The sequence below is a fragment of the Vibrio penaeicida genome, from assembly GCF_019977755.1.
GTDB classification, from domain to species: domain Bacteria; phylum Pseudomonadota; class Gammaproteobacteria; order Enterobacterales; family Vibrionaceae; genus Vibrio; species Vibrio penaeicida.
Genome location: NZ_AP025144.1, coordinates 153,485 through 172,752 on the forward strand (window position 1 = coordinate 153,485; position 19,268 = coordinate 172,752).

At 44.3% G+C, this 19,268-nt stretch carries 20 protein-coding genes; 16 read left to right on the top strand and 4 right to left on the bottom strand.

Annotated features, from left to right (window positions below; all coding sequences use genetic code 11):
- Window positions 1–34 precede the first annotated feature (34 nt).
- Window positions 35–922 carry a LysR family transcriptional regulator gene (locus LDO37_RS00690; RefSeq protein WP_126610207.1) on the bottom strand — a complete coding sequence of 296 codons (888 nt, stop codon included), beginning with the start codon at window positions 920–922 and terminating at the stop codon, window positions 35–37.
- A 213-nt stretch (window positions 923–1,135) separates the two neighbouring features.
- On the opposite strand from LDO37_RS00690, the gene LDO37_RS00695 reads away from it, so the two are divergent.
- Window positions 1,136–1,486 carry a DUF413 domain-containing protein gene (locus tag LDO37_RS00695; RefSeq protein WP_101114562.1) on the top strand — a complete coding sequence of 117 codons (351 nt, stop codon included), beginning with the start codon at window positions 1,136–1,138 and terminating at the stop codon, window positions 1,484–1,486.
- A gap of 334 nt (window positions 1,487–1,820) precedes the next feature.
- Here LDO37_RS00695 and LDO37_RS00700 read toward each other — a convergent pair whose 3' ends face one another.
- Window positions 1,821–2,723 (bottom strand): DMT family transporter, encoded by a 903-nt coding sequence (locus LDO37_RS00700; protein WP_126607815.1) that lies wholly within the window; start codon window positions 2,721–2,723, stop codon window positions 1,821–1,823.
- A 117-nt stretch (window positions 2,724–2,840) separates the two neighbouring features.
- On the opposite strand from LDO37_RS00700, the gene rmuC reads away from it, so the two are divergent.
- From rmuC to tatC, 7 genes are read left to right on the top strand one after another with little or no spacing between them, the layout of a single operon-like run.
- Window positions 2,841–4,343 carry a DNA recombination protein RmuC gene (gene rmuC / locus LDO37_RS00705; RefSeq protein ID WP_126607814.1) on the top strand — a complete coding sequence of 501 codons (1,503 nt, stop codon included), beginning with the start codon at window positions 2,841–2,843 and terminating at the stop codon, window positions 4,341–4,343.
- A gap of 40 nt (window positions 4,344–4,383) precedes the next feature.
- The gene (gene ubiE / locus LDO37_RS00710; RefSeq protein ID WP_101114559.1) at window positions 4,384–5,166 is read left to right on the top strand and encodes a bifunctional demethylmenaquinone methyltransferase/2-methoxy-6-polyprenyl-1,4-benzoquinol methylase UbiE; all 783 of its coding nucleotides are present in this window, start codon (window positions 4,384–4,386) and stop codon (window positions 5,164–5,166) included.
- A 7-nt stretch (window positions 5,167–5,173) separates the two neighbouring features.
- Window positions 5,174–5,779: a ubiquinone biosynthesis accessory factor UbiJ gene (locus LDO37_RS00715; protein ID WP_126607813.1), complete on the top strand. Its 606-nt coding sequence runs from the start codon at window positions 5,174–5,176 to the stop codon at window positions 5,777–5,779.
- Window positions 5,776–7,410: a ubiquinone biosynthesis regulatory protein kinase UbiB gene (gene ubiB / locus LDO37_RS00720; protein ID WP_126607812.1), complete on the top strand. Its 1,635-nt coding sequence runs from the start codon at window positions 5,776–5,778 to the stop codon at window positions 7,408–7,410. The genes LDO37_RS00715 and ubiB overlap by 4 nt, the downstream gene beginning before the upstream one ends.
- Window positions 7,411–7,468: 58 nt before the next feature.
- Window positions 7,469–7,717 (top strand): Sec-independent protein translocase subunit TatA, encoded by a 249-nt coding sequence (gene tatA, locus LDO37_RS00725; protein WP_101114556.1) that lies wholly within the window; start codon window positions 7,469–7,471, stop codon window positions 7,715–7,717.
- 3 nt (window positions 7,718–7,720) lie between these two features.
- Window positions 7,721–8,059 (top strand): Sec-independent protein translocase protein TatB, encoded by a 339-nt coding sequence (tatB, locus tag LDO37_RS00730; protein ID WP_126607811.1) that lies wholly within the window; start codon window positions 7,721–7,723, stop codon window positions 8,057–8,059.
- Window positions 8,060–8,113: 54 nt separating this feature from the next.
- Complete coding sequence (tatC, locus tag LDO37_RS00735; protein ID WP_101114554.1) at window positions 8,114–8,866, top strand: twin-arginine translocase subunit TatC; 753 nt, start codon at window positions 8,114–8,116, stop codon at window positions 8,864–8,866.
- Window positions 8,867–8,926: 60 nt separating this feature from the next.
- Here tatC and LDO37_RS00740 read toward each other — a convergent pair whose 3' ends face one another.
- Window positions 8,927–9,691 carry a TatD family hydrolase gene (locus LDO37_RS00740; RefSeq protein ID WP_126607810.1) on the bottom strand — a complete coding sequence of 255 codons (765 nt, stop codon included), beginning with the start codon at window positions 9,689–9,691 and terminating at the stop codon, window positions 8,927–8,929.
- 175 nt (window positions 9,692–9,866) lie between these two features.
- Here LDO37_RS00740 and hemB point away from each other — a divergent pair, with 175 nt between their 5' ends.
- The 4 genes from hemB to LDO37_RS30385 all read left to right on the top strand — a co-directional run bounded on the left by hemB (window position 9,867) and on the right by LDO37_RS30385 (window position 15,295).
- Window positions 9,867–10,910 (top strand): porphobilinogen synthase, encoded by a 1,044-nt coding sequence (hemB, locus tag LDO37_RS00745; RefSeq protein WP_126607809.1) that lies wholly within the window; start codon window positions 9,867–9,869, stop codon window positions 10,908–10,910.
- Between the two features lie 69 nt (window positions 10,911–10,979).
- Window positions 10,980–11,414: a GNAT family N-acetyltransferase gene (locus LDO37_RS00750; protein ID WP_126607816.1), complete on the top strand. Its 435-nt coding sequence runs from the start codon at window positions 10,980–10,982 to the stop codon at window positions 11,412–11,414.
- A gap of 846 nt (window positions 11,415–12,260) precedes the next feature.
- Window positions 12,261–15,056 (top strand): DNA polymerase I, encoded by a 2,796-nt coding sequence (gene polA, locus LDO37_RS00755; protein ID WP_126607808.1) that lies wholly within the window; start codon window positions 12,261–12,263, stop codon window positions 15,054–15,056.
- A gap of 191 nt (window positions 15,057–15,247) precedes the next feature.
- Window positions 15,248–15,295: a hypothetical protein gene (locus LDO37_RS30385; RefSeq protein WP_438356636.1), complete on the top strand. Its 48-nt coding sequence runs from the start codon at window positions 15,248–15,250 to the stop codon at window positions 15,293–15,295.
- A gap of 511 nt (window positions 15,296–15,806) precedes the next feature.
- On the opposite strand, the gene yihA is transcribed toward LDO37_RS30385, so the two are convergent.
- The gene (gene yihA, locus LDO37_RS00760; RefSeq protein WP_101114550.1) at window positions 15,807–16,463 is read right to left on the bottom strand and encodes a ribosome biogenesis GTP-binding protein YihA/YsxC; all 657 of its coding nucleotides are present in this window, start codon (window positions 16,461–16,463) and stop codon (window positions 15,807–15,809) included.
- A 150-nt stretch (window positions 16,464–16,613) separates the two neighbouring features.
- Between yihA and LDO37_RS00765 the strand changes: the two genes are divergently transcribed.
- From LDO37_RS00765 to LDO37_RS00780, 4 genes are all read left to right on the top strand, one after another.
- Entirely contained in the window at window positions 16,614–17,231 is a 618-nt protein-coding gene (locus LDO37_RS00765) for a c-type cytochrome (RefSeq protein ID WP_126606099.1), read from the top strand.
- 186 nt (window positions 17,232–17,417) lie between these two features.
- Window positions 17,418–18,068 carry a class I SAM-dependent methyltransferase gene (locus LDO37_RS00770; protein ID WP_126606100.1) on the top strand — a complete coding sequence of 217 codons (651 nt, stop codon included), beginning with the start codon at window positions 17,418–17,420 and terminating at the stop codon, window positions 18,066–18,068.
- Window positions 18,055–18,603: a Der GTPase-activating protein YihI gene (gene yihI / locus LDO37_RS00775; RefSeq protein WP_126606101.1), complete on the top strand. Its 549-nt coding sequence runs from the start codon at window positions 18,055–18,057 to the stop codon at window positions 18,601–18,603. The genes LDO37_RS00770 and yihI overlap by 14 nt, the downstream gene beginning before the upstream one ends.
- A gap of 11 nt (window positions 18,604–18,614) precedes the next feature.
- Window positions 18,615–19,109, top strand: a complete 495-nt coding sequence (locus LDO37_RS00780; RefSeq protein WP_126606102.1) for a DUF2489 domain-containing protein — start codon at window positions 18,615–18,617, stop codon at window positions 19,107–19,109.
- Window positions 19,110–19,268 lie beyond the last annotated feature (159 nt).

Genomic DNA, 19,268 nt, shown 5'->3' on the forward strand with positions numbered 1-19,268 from the left:
GGCATATTGCTGAAGGTTGCTGGACGACTAGAAGCTAAACGCCCATTTCGCCAGCTTGTTGCAAGCTGAATGCGGTGAGTGGGTCGATGTCTTTTACCATGCCTTCGATACGTTGCACCGCTTCAATGGCCGATGTGTCCTTGCGATAACTCAGGTAAATAGGTCTATACCACGGCTCTATGTCTTTGATTTGATGAAGCTGACCAGAAGCTACGAAGGGTTCAACAATCGAAGCCGGCAGATAGGCAGCGCCACCCTTATCCAAGATAAAATCCAATGCAATACGAGCAGTGGATGTTCTAAGTAATGGCGGAGCAAGCTTGCGATGCCGATCGGCGTGTTCCGAAGCAAATCGAGTTCCCCAGTCAACGTACACGTAGCGATTGTTTAGAGCACCATGAGCATCGGTTTTTTCCGTCGACACCAAAAGCAGAACCAAGTCAGCCACTTTCTTACAAGCCAGTTCGTCTGATTTGAGGGGGTCAAAGGCAAACGCCATATCGAGCGTTTTTTCCAATAAACGCCGGTTAAGGTTTTCTCTCGCTAACGCTTCTGCTTGAAAGGCATAGCCGCTAAACGTGTCAGCGATAACACTCAAACAGTTCTGCAAATACGCATCCCAGATGTTGGGCGTGCCAGCCAAAGTTAATTGGATTGATTTATCTTCTGCTAAAGAGAGTTCGGTTTTGGCTTGCTGAAGCGTGTTTACCATGATCTCCGCGTAGGAAATCAACTTCTCTCCGGCACTGGTAAGCTTAATGCTGTTCCGATCGCGAATGAATAAGTTGGTATCGAAATAGCTTTCTAACTGCTTGATCCGAGCACTGACAGCAGCTTGAGTGATATAGAGGTTTTCTGAAGCTCGTCCAAAGTGACGAACTCGTGCAACTTCGAGAAACGTACGGAATACTTTTACATCCATAATTTATCCAGAGTGGCTTAGCCGTTTTGATACCCAATTAACGTTCATTGGAACCAGTATTTTTTATATGCATTTTTAGATCTACGGGGCTCACAAATCAATAATAGATTTTTGTGTTTACGATAAAAATAATTTGTTTTTCTTTTTTCAGTTTACGTCCTAATTTTCACCTCATACGACACCTTTTAATTTGTATCAATATCTGAGGCAACTATGTCAGACATCGAAGTTCGTGTTGGACAAAAACGTTTTTTCGATAATAAGAAGTTTCCACGTGGATTTGGAAAATCCGGCGACTTCACTCTTATGGAGTGCGATCTTCTCACTACTTATGGTGATACACTCAATGCGTTACAGCATGGTGAATTAGAACCTGAAAACAGCGAAGAAAAACACTTTCTTAAGGTGCTGGAAAACCCCGGAAAAGCCAAGACAAAGCTTGAAAATGTGTGGTTAAAATATCACAAAATTGCTTATGGTCGACGTACGTTCCACACGCTTCACACGATAGGTAAGCAGGTTGAAGAAGAGTCGGAAGAGTTGATCACAATCGACGACGAATAAAGTGAGTTGAGCGGGTTTAATTCCAAAGCAGACGGCACCGATGAGGTGCCGTTTTGTCATTTGGGTATATACTCACACCACCTCAAGGTGCAGGATTCAGAGCTCCATCTTCTGTTTCATTTCAAGGAAAAGAACGCAGTGGAATGACGAGTCCTTTCCAAGTTTTTTGACGATGAAATGGGACAGAAGATGAGCTCCCAAGGGCGAGTTTGCTTGGTTTTCATTCTGCGTTACCAATTCTTGATTTAGAACCACTAGATCTGCAAATTGGTGCCTTGCCTGAAAACCAAGCAATTCTCGCTGAACCTAGTATCTTGAGGTGGTGTGAGTATATTTAGGCTTTTTGGCTCGCTTTAGGCTTACGCTTTATTTGCTGAATGAGTAAACCAACGACAATCATCACCAACCCAATAAAGGTAGAAGGGTGAATCTCTTCGCCAATAATGGTCGCGAGCAACATAAGCGAAATAAACGGTGACGTGAATATGAGGTTGCTGATTCGTGCGGTATTTTCCGTTGCCTTAAGGGCACTTAGCCATAAAACAAATGTCACACCCATCTCAAAGAGCCCGACATACGTTACGGCTACCCAGCCCTTCAGGCTAATGTGCTCCCAACTGGCTCCTTCATAAAAACTGATGGCGAAAGCAAACGGCAACGCGACGAGAAACCCAAGTAATACACCCAATACAGGATCGGCTTTGTTTTTGGTGTTTAATATCCAATACCCAGCCCATAAAACAGTGGAAAGCAGAGCTAATCCAACGCCCATTGGGTTTTCAAATTCCAGCGCGAGCACATTACCTTTGGTTGCAATAACGACAACGCCAGCATAACCAAGTAGGCATGCCGCCCAGTCTTGTTTACGAATCTTTTGCCCTAAAAACACCGCCGCCATTAATGTCAGTGTGATTGCCCAACTGTAATTGAGGGGCTGGGCCTGTGAAGCGGGCAACAAGTCGTAAGCTTTGAAAAGAATCAAATAGTAGAAGAGTGGGTTGATGAGCCCAAGCAACAAATAAAACCAAGGGTTAGCGGCATATGTATTTTTTAACTGGCCGAGGTTTCCCTGAACACCGCAAATCACAAACAACGCAATGGCCGAAACCAAACTGGCCGCAGTAAGCATCTGGATTGGGGTAAATTCCGCTAACGTCAATTTGAACGCGGTGGCAACCGTAGACCATAAAAGCACGGCACTTATGCCATAAATCAACGCCTGTCGCTCATTTTTCATTCTTCATTTTTCCTTACTTCTGGGCGCGAAAATGGATTGGACTGAAGCCAAAAACTGGACATTTATCCAGTGTAAAAATACTATCAAAGAGTTAAGTCAAAAACTTAGGCAAACATTATGCAGTGGATAGTGGAGAATCAGCAGCTTCTTTTAAGCGCTTTTGGCATTTTTGTCACTGGAATGATCATTTCAGGCTGGTGGGTGAAACAAAAAATGCGGCTGGAACTCCAGCGCCAAGAGCAAGAACTGGAGACAGAGAAACAACTCCACCAAAAAACCGCCGAGCAACTTGCTTCTGCACAGCAAGATCTGGATGAACTTGATAATGCCCGAGACCAATCTGCCTTTGAGTTAAAACAGACTCATGGAAAAATGTTGGTCGCGATGGAAAAATTGAGGCAACTAGATTCACTTCGCCAAGAGAAACAAGCACTGGCTACAACCGTCGACCAGCTCCGACGTGAACTGGCAGAAGCACAAGCCAGCCAGCGTGAACAGGATGCACGCCATCATCAAGCCCAGCAAGCCAGTGAGGAAAAGTTAGCGTTGCTGGAGAACGCAGAGCAACGACTCAAACAACAATTTGAACACTTAGCCAATCAACTTTTTGAAAATAAAACCGCTAAAGTTGACCAACAAAATCGCCAAAGTTTAGAAGGGTTACTCAATCCACTCAAAGATCAGATTGAAGGGTTTAAAAAACAAGTGTCGGACAGCTTTGGGCATGAAGCCAAAGAGCGTCATACCTTGGTGCACGAACTTCGTAACTTACAAAAGCTCAATGAGCAAATGGCACAAGAAGCCCTGAATTTGACTCAAGCGCTGAAAGGGGACAATAAGCAGCAAGGGAATTGGGGCGAAGTTGTGTTGGCTCGTGTGTTGGCGGAATCGGGTCTTCGTGAAGGGCACGAATACCAAACGCAAGTCAGTTTACAAGACGAAGCTGGCAAGCGTTATCAGCCCGATGTGATTGTTCACTTACCCCACGACAAGCAAGTGGTTGTGGATTCCAAAATGGCGTTAGTCGCTTACGAACGTTATTTTCACGCCGATACCGATTCTGAACGCGATGCAGCATTAAGTGAGCACCTACTTGCGTTACGTGCGCACATAAAAGGGCTCAGTCAAAAGGATTACCAGAAACTCAAAGGCATTCAAAGCTTGGATTACGTGCTGATGTTCGTGCCAGTTGAACCCGCATTTCAGGTTGCCATTCAAGCCGACCCAAGTTTGGTGAAAGACGCCATGAGGCACAATATCATCATAGTGAGCCCAACCACTTTGCTGGTGGCTCTACGAACCATCGACAATTTATGGCGCAATGACAGACAAAATCAAAACGCGCAAATCATAGCTGAGCGAGCCGCCAAGTTGTACGACAAACTCCGACTATTCCTAACCGACATGGAGAGTTTGGGCGGAGCACTGGATAAAGCCAATCAGAATTTTCAGGGTGCCATGAACAAATTGGCTACCGGAAGAGGCAACGTTGTGCGGCAAGCGGAGAGTTTCAAAGATCTTGGGGTCGAAGTTAAACGTAGTATTCCAGATACCCTGTTGGAAATCGCGCAAAATGACACGTTAGTGGAAAGACAACCGCTTGAGGATAAAGTAGACTAAGCGCTCGCAATGCCCAAGGGATTGTTTACGAGGAAAAATGATGACAGAAACAAACGTTCAGAATACCCCTGCTTCACCCGTTGACGACACAACACATTTTGGCTTCACAACCGTAGCCAAGGAAGAAAAAGTGGAGAAAGTGGCCGAAGTATTCCACTCGGTTGCAGCGAAATACGACATCATGAATGATTTGATGTCTGGTGGTATTCATCGGTTGTGGAAACGTTTCACGATTGACTGCAGCGGCGTACGCCCTGGTCAGCGTGTTCTCGACTTGGGTGGTGGTACTGGCGACCTGACGGCGAAATTTTCTCGTATTGTCGGTGAAAAAGGGAACGTGATCCTTGCCGATATTAACAATTCCATGCTGAATGTGGGTCGCGATAAACTGCGCGATAAAGGCATCGTAGGTAACGTTAATTATGTTCAAGCCAATGCGGAAGAACTGCCTTTCCCAGACAATCACTTCGATTGTATTACCATTAGTTTCTGTTTGCGAAATGTAACGGACAAAGAAAAAGCGCTTCGTTCAATGTATCGCGTGCTTAAGCCTGGTGGTCGTCTGCTGGTTCTGGAATTTTCTAAACCTGTATTCGAGCCGCTTTCTAAGGTCTACGACGCGTATTCGTTCCATTTACTGCCTAAAATGGGCGAGTTGATTGCCAACGATGCTGAAAGCTATCGCTATTTGGCGGAATCCATCCGAATGCACCCAGACCAAGAAACACTGAAAGGCATGATGGATGAAGCGGGTTTTGAGCAAACCAAATACTACAATTTAACAGGCGGTATTGTTGCACTACACCGTGGTTTTAAATACTGAGGTTACTATGCCATTTGAACCTTTGGTCACCGCTGTGGTGGAAACCACGCTTAATACCCTGATTCAGGATGACCCTGCCTTAGTGAAACGCATGACCCGTCTGAAAGGGCAGGTGATTCAGGTTCACGTAAAAGAAATCAACAAAACCCTCACCTTTATTTTTAGCCAGCAGATTGACGTGCTGGCACATTTTGAAGGGGACGCAGACTGTTATCTGTCTTTGAGCCTAAGTGTTTTACCTGAGTTACGTGAACAGGCGAATATTACGCAACTGATCAAACAAGACAAACTGGTGCTGGAAGGCGATATTCAACTGGCACAAAAGTTCTCTCAATTATTGACGGATGCCAAACCCGATCTCGAAGAGTGGCTTTCTCGTGTAACAGGGGATGTGATTGCCCATACTTTTGTCTCTAGCGCGAAGCAAAGCGTTGAGTGGGTCAAAAAAAATGCCGAGAAAAAGCAAGACCATATCGCTCAAGTGTTGACGGAAGAGTGGCGTATTGCGCCTCCTCCTCCTGAAGTCGCACACTTTTGTGATCAAGTGGACGATATTGCCAGTGCTGTGGCACGCACAGAATCTCGCCTTAATGCACTGCTGGAGAAAGCATGACACCAGCTGAATTACGCCGCCTATATCGAATTGTAAAAGTTCAGCTTGAATATGGGCTGGATGAATTATTACCCGACCATCACCTTACCCGTGCCCCACTTCTTGCTCGTAAAGGGCTGTTTTGGCTTAAAAACAAACATCAAGACAAAGAGCTCGGCAATCGCATTCGTTTGGCGCTGCAAGAGCTAGGTCCTGTTTGGATTAAGTTCGGTCAAATGATGTCGACTCGCCGCGATCTCTTTCCTCCTCACATCGCCGACCAATTGGCGTTGTTGCAAGATCAAGTTGCCCCTTTTGATGGTCAGCTAGCGAAAGATCAAATGGAGAAAGCGCTTGGCGGCAGCCTAGATAATTGGTTTACGGATTTTGATATCAAACCGCTTGCCTCGGCTTCGATTGCCCAAGTACATACTGCGAAGTTGAAAGACAGCGGACGCGAAGTAGTGCTGAAAATTATTCGTCCAGACATCAAACCCGTGATCGACGCGGATTTGAAGTTAATGTATCGGATGGCGAAAATCGTTGCCAAAGCATTGCCAGAAACTAGGCGATTAAAGCCTGTTGAAGTGGTTCGAGAATACGAAAAAACTTTGCTGGACGAACTCGACCTGAGACGAGAAGCCGCCAATGCGATACAGCTAAGACGCAACTTTGAAGGCAGTAAAGAGCTGTATGTACCCGAGGTGATTTCGGATTTAAGCAGCGAAACCTTGATGGTATCTGAACGGATCTATGGTATTCAGGTGTCTGATATAGAGGCGCTTCACGCTAACGGCACGAACATGAGCCTGTTGTCTGAGCGCGCTGTTAGCGTTTTCTTTACTCAGGTATTTCGCGACAGCTTCTTTCATGCCGATATGCACCCAGGAAATGTCTTTGTGAAGCCTGAACATCCAGACGATCCAATGTGGATTGGTTTGGATTGTGGCATTGTTGGTACCTTGAACAGAGAAGATCAACGCTACTTGGCAGAAAACTTGTTGGCGTTTTTCAATCGCGATTATCGCAAAGTTGCCGAGTTGCATGTCGATTCTGGCTGGGTACCCGCCGACACCAATGTGCAGGAATTTGAATTTGCTATCCGCATGGTGTGTGAGCCGATATTTGCCAAGCCACTGGGTGAGATCTCGTTTGGGCATGTTCTGCTCAACCTTTTCAATACCGCCCGACGCTTTAATATGGAAGTGCAACCACAGCTGGTACTTTTGCAGAAAACGCTTCTTTATGTGGAAGGGTTGGGGCGTCAGCTTTACCCTCAGCTTGATTTGTGGAAAACCGCGAAGCCATTTCTGGAAACTTGGATGGCAAATCAAGTAGGTCCACAGGCTGTGATCAATGCAGTAAAAGATAAAGCACCATTTTGGGCAGAAAAACTGCCAGAATTGCCTGAGCTGTTGTACGATAGCCTTAAGCAAGGTAGGGCTTTAGATCAGCGCATGGATAAGCTTTATCAAGGATACCGTCAATCCAAACGCCAGCAAGGAACCGGAAGGTTTTTATTTGGAATTGGGGCAACGTTAATTGTGTGCGGGGCTATCTTACTGGATAGTCAATATGAACCATTTGCTTTAAGCAGTGGCCTCGTTGGTGTCACATTTTGGTTGTTTAGTTGGCGTGCTTACCGTAATTAGGCGGTAGACTTTCTTTAAAAGATTATATTTTTACAAAAACTAACCCGAGGTGAGCGAAATGGGTATTAGTGTAACCCAACTAATTATTATAGCCGTTATTGTGCTATTGCTGTTTGGAACTAAGAAGCTCCGTAACATTGGTGGCGACTTAGGCGGTGCTGTAAAAGGCTTCAAAAAAGCGATGAGCGACGAAGACAAAGCATCGACTGAAAAGAAAGACGCTGACTTTGAGACGCAAAACATCGAACAGAAGAAAACAGATGCAACTTCTGATACTGATACCGCTAAAAACAAAGAGCAGGCGTAACACGTGTTTGATATCGGTTTTTGGGAACTGGTATTAATATCTGTCGTCGGGCTTGTGGTTTTAGGTCCGGAGCGGTTACCCGTTGCCATTCGTAGTGTTTCTCGATTTGTCGGTGCAGCGAAAAGCATGGCAAATAACGTTAAAGACGAATTGTCGCACGAGCTGAAAGTGCAAGAGCTGCAAGATAACCTGCGTAAAGCGGAACAAATGGGGATGGAAGATCTCTCTCCCGATTTAAAAGCCTCTGTTGATGAACTCAAACAGGCAGCGCAGGATGTACAAAGGCCCTATGCAAGTAAAGAAGATGCCCCGGCACCTTCAGATAAGAAAGCCGATGAGTAAAGTAAAGAGCTGCATCAGGCAGCTCTTTTTTGATCCCCGTTGTTGAGGTTCGATATGTCTTCTGTTGAGCAAACGCAACCATTGATCAGTCACTTAATTGAACTGCGCAACCGACTATTGAAAGCAATAGTGTCGGTGATGGTGGTTTTTTTAGGGTTGATCTGGTTTGCCAACGAAATCTATGAGTTTGTTTCCGCGCCTTTAATTGAAAGGTTGCCGGAAGGTGCGACGATGATCGCGACCGATGTGGCATCGCCATTCTTTACGCCTCTGAAGTTAACATTAGTGGCGTCGATTTTTGTTGCTGTTCCTTTGATTCTTTATCAGATCTGGGCTTTTGTTGCCCCTGGTCTTTATAAGCATGAACGCAAGTTGATCATGCCACTGCTGTTTTCGAGCTCAGTGTTGTTCTATTGCGGTGTCGCGTTTGCGTACTTTGTGGTTTTCCCGCTGGTATTTGGTTTCTTTACTGCGATTTCCCTTGGTGGCGTAGAGTTTGCGACGGACATATCCAGTTATCTAGATTTTGTTCTGGCTCTGTTTATGGCATTTGGCATTGCTTTTGAAGTGCCTGTTGCGATTATTTTATTGTGCTGGACTGGCGCTACGGACGTAAAAAGCCTCAGTGAAAAGCGCCCTTACATCGTTGTCGCAGCGTTTGTTGTTGGCATGATGCTGACGCCACCTGATATGATCTCTCAAACATTATTGGCGATTCCAATGTGTTTGTTGTTCGAGGTAGGACTATTCTTTGCTCGCTTCTATGGGCGACGAGAACCTCAAGAAATCGGGCAACCGGAAGAATAAAAAAACTGCGCCATTCGAGCGCAGTTTTTATTTTTAGAGGCGATGTTTTCACACCAAGTCTTACGATAAGCGGAACAGTTTTTTCGCATTCTGCGTCGTTATCTGATCGACTTGGTCTAATGATAATTCTCTAAGATCGGCCACGCGCTGGGCAACAAGCTGAGTGTAAGCGGGCTCGTTTCGTTTTCCACGATGAGGGACAGGTGCTAGGTAAGGGCAGTCGGTTTCCACAATCACGTAATCCATATCTAAATGAGGGATCACTTTGTCCATCCCGCCATTTTTGAACGTAGACACACCACCTAAGCCAAGATGAAAGCCTAAATCATTGATCGCTTTGGCTTCTTCTAAGCTTCCACCAAAACAGTGGAATACACCAGAAAGGCGACCATCTTGTTCTTTAGCAAGTAAAGGTAGAGTTTGCTCTATGGAGTCCCGAGTGTGGATCACAACTGGTAAATCTAACTCTTTTGCCCAATTGAGCTGAGTTGTGAAGGCTTTTTCTTGTTCGGTTCTAAAGGTTTTGTCCCAATACAGATCAATACCTATTTCACCGACGGCAATGAAATTATGTTTATCAAACCAAGAATAAATTTCAGCCAGAGTGCTCTCGACGTCGGCATTCACGTAGCAAGGATGCAGCCCCATCATAGAGTGACAAACACCAGGGAATTGTTCCTGTGTTTTTAGCATGGGTGCAATCGAATCGAGATCGATATTCGGCATTAAAATTTGGTCTATATTTTGTTCTAAAGCACGAGTAATAACGGCTTCTCTGTCTTCATCAAATTCTGCGGCGTAAATGTGAGCGTGAGTATCTATCATGTTGGTATTTGAGTGTTAATGACAAAATTCTTGTCTCAGTATACCTGAGATTTTAAAACTCATGCTCGGGATTATAAAACTCTGCGTCTAAGGGCATTTTTGTCGATTCTTACTGGCGTGATCAGGCGAGAGTGATATAGTTTCTGCCAGAATTTTTCCAGACAAGGAGAATAGCGTGTCTGTTTCCATCCAAGGTCAATTTCCAGGTCGCCGTATGCGACGTATGCGAAAGCATGATTTCAGCCGCCGTTTAATGGCGGAAAACCAAGTAACAGTTAACGATTTGATTTACCCAATCTTTATCTTGATGGGTAAGAACCGACGCGAGCCAGTAGAATCGATGCCGGGCATTGAGCGTTTGTCGATCGACTTGATGCTAGAAGAAGCGGAATATTTGTCTAAATTGGGTGTTCCAGCGATTGCGCTTTTTCCTGTTGTCACTCAAGACGCTAAAAGCCTGTGTGCGACAGAAGCGTATAGCCCCGATGGGTTAGTGCAGCGTGCTGTTAAGCTGTTAAAAGAGCATATCCCAAATATTGGTGTGATCACGGACGTTGCGTTAGACCCGTTTACGACACATGGACAAGACGGCATCATTGATGAAGATGGCTATGTACTGAATGACGAGACGACGGAAGTGCTCATCAAGCAAGCTATCTCTCATGCGGAAGCTGGCGCCGATGTAGTTGCCCCTTCCGATATGATGGATGGTCGAATTGGCAAAATTCGCGAGGCGTTAGAAGAGGCGGGCCATATTCATACTCAAATCATGGCCTATTCTGCGAAGTACGCTTCTCACTATTACGGACCTTTCCGTGATGCGGTCGGATCGGCATCTAATCTTAAAGGTGGCGATAAGAAAAATTACCAAATGGACCCTGCGAATAGTGATGAAGCATTGCAAGAAGTCGCAATGGACATCAACGAAGGTGCGGACATGGTAATGGTTAAGCCAGGAATGCCATATCTGGACGTGGTCCGACGCGTAAAAAGCGAATTACAGGTTCCAACCTTTGCTTACCAAGTCTCTGGTGAATATGCGATGCATAAAGCCGCTATTCAGAATGGCTGGTTAAAGGAACGCGAGACAGTACTTGAATCTCTGTTGTGCTTTAAGCGTGCTGGTGCAGACGGTATTCTGACTTATTTTGCAAAAGACGTGGCTGAGTGGCTTGCGGAAGAAGGCGCTCAAGCAAAAGAGAATACCCAGCCAGAATAAATGTTGGCCGGTAGTTTTTATCATTTAAAAGCTGAGCCTGATGGTTCGGCTTTTTTGTTTGGAGTTGTTATGAAAATTCGAACGGGAAGCCTAGATGAGTGTATTGACGTAGCGAACGCTATTCCTGAATTTGTGCACAAGGAAACCGTCCTTAACTTGGCCAAGAGGTTACAAGATAAGGTGAATCTTGTTCTCATTGCCGAGGATGATGGCCATCTACTTGGTTTCAAAATAGGCTACGAACTGGATAAAGACAGTTTCTATAGCTGGTTTGGCGGTGTTTTACCCGAAGGAAGAAAAAGAGGAGTCGCCCAACTTTTACTGGAAGAACAGGAGAAATGGGCGATAAAAAGTGGGTATAAGCAAATAAATGTGAAGTCTCGCAATGAATTTCCGTCTATGCTGCGTCTCTTAATACGTAACGGATATCTGGTTGATATGGTTGAAAAATATCCTGATATCCTAGAGTCTCGAATCCATTTCATAAAAAAAATCAAAAAATAAATGAGAAAAATTCTCGTTTAGCTATTGACCTGCAAATGAGAATCATTATTATTGAACTCGTCTTAGGGAATAAGGAACAGTTCAAAAGGAATTGATTTCAGTTTCAAGCGAACTTGCACTGATTCTTGAATGACACGACATTGCTCACATTGCTTCCAGTGTAATTTAGCTTTAAGGCGAAGTGATATATTTCATCATTTCGGCCACTTCTGCTAGGCGACATCATTAGATGTCGCTTTCTTTTATCTAAAATTTACTTTTCTCTCCCTTACGGCTTCATTTTCTTCTACTTCACAATCTACCTCGAAAGCTTAACAAACCACGAATAGTGGTATAGAACATATAAATGGCGGTAAATTCACCTCAAATGGTCCATAGATCGTTCGTTATCGACTACTCAATACTCAGTATGATTCTTTCTTACATTACCTTCGAATGCCGTACTCTAAATACTGATTAAAATGTCAAATATTTCTATTGATTTTTTAGATTATTTTCTCTTACTCAAATTATTTTCCACAAGGCATGATCATAATAAGATCAAAGATCTTAGGATCTAAATTTGGTTAAGTGATTGTATTTAATGGTTTTTAAAAGAAAATAAGCATGTTTTTTTGACTGTTAATCATCTGTGGGTAACTTTTACCAACAGAGTTATCCACAGTTATGGTTATGATTTGTTGCGCAACAAGCTTCTTTCTTAGAGGTGCTTTTTGGGACTCGCTTTAACAGTTGGCTGAGAAATGGCACTCCAGCTTCATTTTGAGTTTGCGAACGTGGTATCCCAAGTCGAGTCATGGCATTCTAAGCCCATTATTTCTCGCACTGTATTTGGACAGACAGATTATGGCAACCATACCAGACAACCCTTTGATTCTCATTGATGGCTCATCGTATCTTTATCGGGCGTTTCACGCATACCCCGGTACCATGAGTAATGGCGACATACCGACCAATGCGGTTTATGGCGTGGTGAACATGCTGCGCAGTATGATGCGCCAATTTAGTTCTGAGCGAATTGCGGTCATCTTTGATGCTAAGGGCAAAACATTCCGTGATGATATGTATCCGGAATACAAAGCTAACCGCCCACCAATGCCTGACGATTTGCGTTGTCAGATAGAACCTTTACACAATGTTATTAAAGCCATGGGGCTTCCACTTATCTGTGTGCCTGGCGTTGAAGCCGATGATGTGATTGGTACATTGGCCGCTCAAGCTTCAAAAGCGGGAATGCCGGTATTGATCAGTACTGGCGACAAAGACATGGCGCAGCTTGTGGATGAAAACGTCACACTGATAAACACTATGACGAATGTCGTCATGGATCGTGAAGGCGTTGTGGACAAGTTTGGTATCCCTCCTGAATTGATTATCGACTACCTCGCATTGATGGGGGATAAAGTCGATAACATTCCGGGCGTCCCTGGTGTTGGTGATAAAACCGCAACGGCTTTGCTACAAGGCATTGGCGGTTTGAGTAAGCTCTATGAAAACTTAGACGATATTGCACCTCTTGGCTTTCGTGGCTCAAAAACCATGGCGAAAAAGTTAACAGATAACAAAGAGAACGCATACCTGTCTTATGAGTTAGCGACCATTAAACTGGATGTTGAGCTAGAAGAGACACCTGAAACCCTTAAAAAAGAAACCCCCAACAAAGACGAGCTGATCAAGCTGTATGGGCAATTGGTTTTCAAATCTTGGCTAAATGAATTGCTTGAAGGCGGTACTGGCGAGGTAGAAGCCATTGGCAACAATGCGTCTGGGGCAAACTCTACTTCTTCTGCTTCTGTAGACAGCATGGATACCAGCGCTGTTTCGATTGATCGCAGTCAGTACGAAACGGTCCTAACACAAGAGAGCTTTAACGCTTGGTTAGAAAAACTGAAAGCTGCTCCGCTGATTGCGTTTGATACCGAAACAGATAGCTTGGATTACATGGTAGCGAATCTTATAGGCTTATCGTTCGCTACAGAAGAAGGTGTGGCTGCGTATGTGCCCGTCGCACATGACTACTTGGATGCACCAGAGCAATTGGATCGAGACTGGGTACTGGAGCAGCTCAAGCCTTTACTAGAAGACAGTAATGTCGCTAAAGTGGGGCAGAACTTGAAGTACGACGCCAGTGTATTGGCTCGCTATGACATTGAAATGCAGGGTATCAAGCACGACACCATGCTAGCGTCTTATGTGTATAACAGTGTCGGCGGTAAACACGATATGGACAGCTTAGCGCTTCGCTTCCTACAGCACAGCTGCATGTCTTTTGAATCGATCGCAGGTAAGGGGAAAAACCAGCTGACGTTTAATCAAATTGATTTGGAAGAAGCTTCACCCTACGCGGCGGAAGATGCGGATGTCACACTTCGTTTGCATAATCGTATTTACAGCAATCTAGAGCAAGATGAAAAGCTTAACCATATATACCAAGACATCGAAATGCCTTTGGTTCCAGTGCTGTCACGTATAGAGCGCACGGGCGTTATTATTGACGACATGTTATTAGGTGCGCAATCACAAGAAATTGCTGTACGGTTGGATGAACTGGAACAAAAGGCATATGAGCTTGCTGGCGATAAATTTAACCTAAGTTCTCCAAAACAGCTTCAAGCCATATTATTTGAGAAAATGGGGCTACCTGTTCTAAAGAAAACACCATCGGGTGCGCCTTCTACAAATGAAGAAGTCCTGCAAGATTTAGCCTTAGATTATCCGTTGCCGAAAGTGATTCTAGAGTATCGCGGCTTAGCGAAACTGAAATCTACTTACACCGATAAACTTCCTAAGATGATCAACCCAACAACAGGTCGAGTGCATACGTCGTATCATCAAGCGGTAACGGCAACGGGGCGTTTCTCTTCTACCGATCCTAATTTGCAGAATATCCCTATCCGAAATGAAGAAGGCCGACGAATTCGCCAGGCATTCGTCGCTCCTCATGGTTGGAAGATTCTCGCGGTCGATTACTCTCAAATCGAATTGAGAATCATGGCGCACTTATCGGGTGACCAAGCACTTCTAGATGCCTTTAGCCAAGGGAAGGACATTCACTCTGCAACAGCAGCAGAAGTCATGGGCGTCGATATTGAGCAGGTCAGCAGCGAACAACGTCGCCGCGCTAAAGCCGTCAACTTTGGACTCATCTACGGTATGAGTGCGTTTGGTCTTGCTAAACAACTTGGTATTCCTCGCGGTGAAGCGCAGGGATACATGGATAAATATTTTGAACGCTACCCTGGTGTGATGCAGTACATGGAAGACACACGAAGTAATGCAGCAGAGCAAGGGTTTGTCGAAACGCTTGAAGGTCGTCGTTTGCATCTACCAGAGATAAAGTCTCGTAACGGTATGCGTCGTAAAGCAGCAGAGCGTGCGGCGATTAACGCCCCTATGCAGGGAACTGCGGCTGACATTATTAAGAAAGCCATGTTACTGGTGGATGCGTGGATACAAGCTGAAGGCGATGGCAAAGTGAAACTGCTGATGCAGGTACACGATGAATTGGTGTTTGAGGTAGAAGAGTCAGTTCTTTCCGAAGTTGAAAGTAAAGTACAAAAACTGATGGAATCTGCAGCAGATCTAAATGTCCCATTAGTGGCGGAAGCAGGGCATGGTGACAACTGGGATCAAGCTCACTAGCCAAATCTTGCTCTAATCTAGCAAATATATATGAGCCAGCGCACATGCTGGCTTTTTTATGAGCTAAAAAAAGTCGTGTAAAATAAAGTGTTAATGTACTTTTACAAATTATTGATGAAAAAAAACTACAAAAATAGTTTTCATCCCTGAGTAAATGTTGTACATTATCTCTCGTAGGGTACAGAGGTAAGATGTTCTATCTTTCAGACCTTTTGTTTCACGTTATTGGATTAGGCTGATTCAGCCGCCCCAGTCAGTTTTTGACTGGGGCGTTTTTTATTGTAATAAAAACAACATATTATTGTAATGTCGAGTATTTAGTGCTTCTCTTTTCCACACAAACTCATTTCTTCATGGAATGCAATTCAAAACGTATTCGCTAGAATTTTGCAAACCAATCCTCTCAAAGCCAAGTTAATAACTTCAATTTCATGTAAATAAATTTATTCAGATTTCTTCACTGAAGAGCTTTTTGTAGTAAAAAACCGCATTATCAATAAGATGTTTTTTGTTGAAAAATAAGCTTGATGTGAAATTTGGTTATGGAAGGCGTGAAACAAGAGGTTTATGCAAATAAGCCCTGATAGTAAAAGGTGTCAGGTGGCAAGTTTTTAAAAAAAAGTATAGAAAGACCTTGAGTTTTGATGGGAGATCATGAATGCTTTTTACCTATAATAATAATACCTCCTATTTCTCTCCCGTTGCCCCACCAATACAGGTGGGGACTTTTGTCTCTAAGAGAAAAACAGCTTATTCTTCATTTGGTTGTGATGGGATTTCACCTTCTTCGCTCTCTTCTATTAGAGCTGGTGCAAACCATTCGTCCATCTTCGCTCTCAACTGGTCAACACCAATGCCTTTCAAAGAAGAAAATGCGTCTACTTTCACTTCGCCACCAAACGCTAACGCGGCTTCGCGGATTTTAAGTAGTGAGGCTTTTCTCGCTCCGCTTTTCAGCTTGTCGGCTTTGGTGAGCAGCACTTGAACTGGAATACCTGAATCTACAGCCCAGTAAATAAGCTGCTGATCCAAATCTTTCATTGGATGGCGAATGTCCATCAGAACCACTAAGCCTTTAAGCGATTGGCGTTTTTGAAGGTACTCACCTAAGGACTGGTGCCACTTTTTCTTCAACTCCAAAGGCACTTGCGCAAAACCATAACCCGGAAGATCAACAATGTGGCAGTTGTCATATACTTTAAATAGGTTAATTAATTGAGTACGACCTGGAGTTTTACTGGTTTTTGCTAAACTTCTTTGGTTAGTTAGTCGATTTAGTGCACTGGACTTACCGGCGTTAGAGCGACCAGCAAACGCAACTTCTATTCCCTTATCCTCTGGCAAGTGACGTATGTCAGGGGCGCTGGTAATAAAATGTGTGTTCTGGTAATGAATTTTTGCGCTCACTGTTAACTCCATCTCGTCTTTGTGTAGTCGATTGATTACTTTTTTGTGAATTTGTGTAAAATATCCCTGCTCGGCATAAGGTCGTTTTATTGTACCAATAGCCAACCACATCATGTGGTACTGGAAGCTTGATAATTATAATGGAATGTCATGAAAAAATTAGTGCTAATCTTGAGTTTATTAGCCAGCTGCTCTGTATGGGCCCAAGGTAGTATTGAAGCTGGTAAAGCAAAATCTCTTACTTGTGCAGCCTGCCACGGTGCAGACGGTAACAGTTTGATTCCAATTAATCCAAAACTGGCTGGTCAGCATGCCAAATATCTTGAGAAACAGTTAAAAGATCTCAAGCTAGGCGGGCAGACAGGCGGAAAGCAAGGTCGTTATGATCCTGCTATGAGTGCCATGGCCGTTCCATTGTCAGACGAAGACATCGCAGATCTTTCTGCTTATTATTCGTCACTGACAACCGCAGAAAGTACGACTCCTGATGAAGTGGTCGATCGCGGTAAAGTGCTGTACGCCGCTGGTGATATGCAACGTGGCATTACAGCTTGTATTGCTTGTCATGGTCCTCGTGGTAACGGTACTGAGCTTTCAGGATTTCCTAAAGTGTCGGGTCAACATCCTGATTACATCAAAGCTCAATTGGTTAAATTCCGTTCCGGAGATCGCAACAACGATATGAACGCAATGATGCGTGATATCGCGAAAAAGCTGACAGACGAAGACATCGACATACTGTCCAAATACATGGGCGGTTTGCACTAAGCCTTATTTGAAGACAACCCTATATTGTCTTTATTGAGACTAAAAAGCGGCGATTTTTTTGCCGCTTTTTGCGTTTCAATCCCATCAACGGCTCTTTTTACCATGATTAAGCAGAAAGTGCTCAATAAAACTCCACTCTAACCTCACTTTCTGGTATGTTTCGCATCCCTAACTGAGGATGCCTACATGCATGTATGTCCGCTCTGCGACTCATCGCAGACTTCCGACTACTTTGAAGACCGTCGTCGACGCTATCATCAATGTCAGCAATGCGAATTGGTGTTTGTTGATCCCAATCAGCGCTTGACGGCAGAAGAAGAAAAGACCATGTATGATTGGCACGAGAATGACCCTTCTGATGAAGGATACCGTCGTTTTTTGAGCCGAATGTCCACGCCGATAATTGAGCGAGTCAAACCGCATTCGCATGGGCTGGATTTTGGTTGTGGACCCGGTCCTACACTGTCTCTCATGTTAGAAGAGAGCGGGCATACCGTTTCTCTTTACGATCTCTACTATTATCCTGATAAGAGGGTACTTGAAAGAGCGTATGATTTCGTAACTGCCACCGAGGTAATAGAACACCTCTATCAACCCGATGAAGTGTGGCAGCAATGGTTGAGTTTAGTCAAACCAGGCGGATGGCTAGGGATAATGACCAAAATGGTGATTAGCCTTGAAGCGTTTGCTGGATGGCATTATAAAAATGATCTTACACATGTGATCTTTTTTAGTCGTGCAACGTTTCAATACTTAGCGCGACGGGACGGACTCCAACTCGAGTTTATTGGCAATGATGTAATTTTACTGAGGAAACCCAGTAATGAGTCGAAGTAAAAAATCTAGAAAACCAGGTGCCGTAATAGGCGAACCTGAAGTAATTGTAACGCGTAATCGCAGCGAATCTGACGTTGAAGGTCGCTTGCGTAAAAAGCTGAAAAAACGTAAAGGTTTGAAGTCGGGTAGCCGTCATTCTGAAGCCTCCGAATCGAAGCACTCTGGCAACGGTCAAAAACGTGACCCTCGCTTGGGCAGCAAGAAAAAGATTCCGTTGATTATTGAACCAACGAAAAAGCCAACGAAGCAAGAGCGACGTCTTTCCGCTGAGCAAGAGCTTGAAATGTTGGAAAATGATGCACAGCTGGCTGTATTACTAGATCGAATCGACGCAGGCGAAAGCTTGGGTAAAGGTCTACAACAGTTCGTGGATGAAAAACTGGATCGTATCGAAGTTCTGATGAATCAACTTGGGTTGATGGAACCAGAAGTAGAAGAAACTGAAGAAGCGTTTCAAGCACCTGCTAAAGCGAAATCTGACGATGATTTACTCTCTCAGTTCGAAGATCTAGATATAGATAACTTGAAAGAATAGGCGAGAAAGTAATGTCAGTAACCGTATTAGCTGTGATTGGTGGGCTCATCATTTTGGGGCTGGCCGCGTACGCAGGTTATCTTTTACTGCAACTGAAAAAGCAGAAGGAACTGCAAGCGAAACACAAAGCGCTGGCGATTGATAAACGTAATGCCAACATTTTTGAAAACGTTGATACTCTTTGCGCGGCTGGAATTCAGGGGCAATGTGATCTGTCTGAAATCAGCATTCGCGTTTATTGCATCCTAGATTACGTGCAGGGTGAAGATCGAATTGACTTCGATAAAGAATACCCTGCAATTGCCGAGTTGTATCATGTCGTTAAGGATATGGCTCGTGGAGAAGATAGGCAAACATTGGCGAAGAAAGAGCGCATGCAGCAGACTCTGGCTCGCCAGAAAGCAGAAGTCCGTTTAAATGATGCCATTGTCGAAGAGCTTAAAATACTCAAAGACAAAATCAAACCGCTGAACAACCAGATCAATATCAATGTGATCGCTTCCTGATTTATTTATCATTATATGGATCGACCCAGATCATGTTCTGGGATCGATCTCAGAGTGCGAGTGATCTCACTAGCACTTCTGAACATTTCTATTATTAAATCCGACAGCGTATACCGTCACTATCATTGTGATATGGCAAAATACGCCCCTAAGCACTAA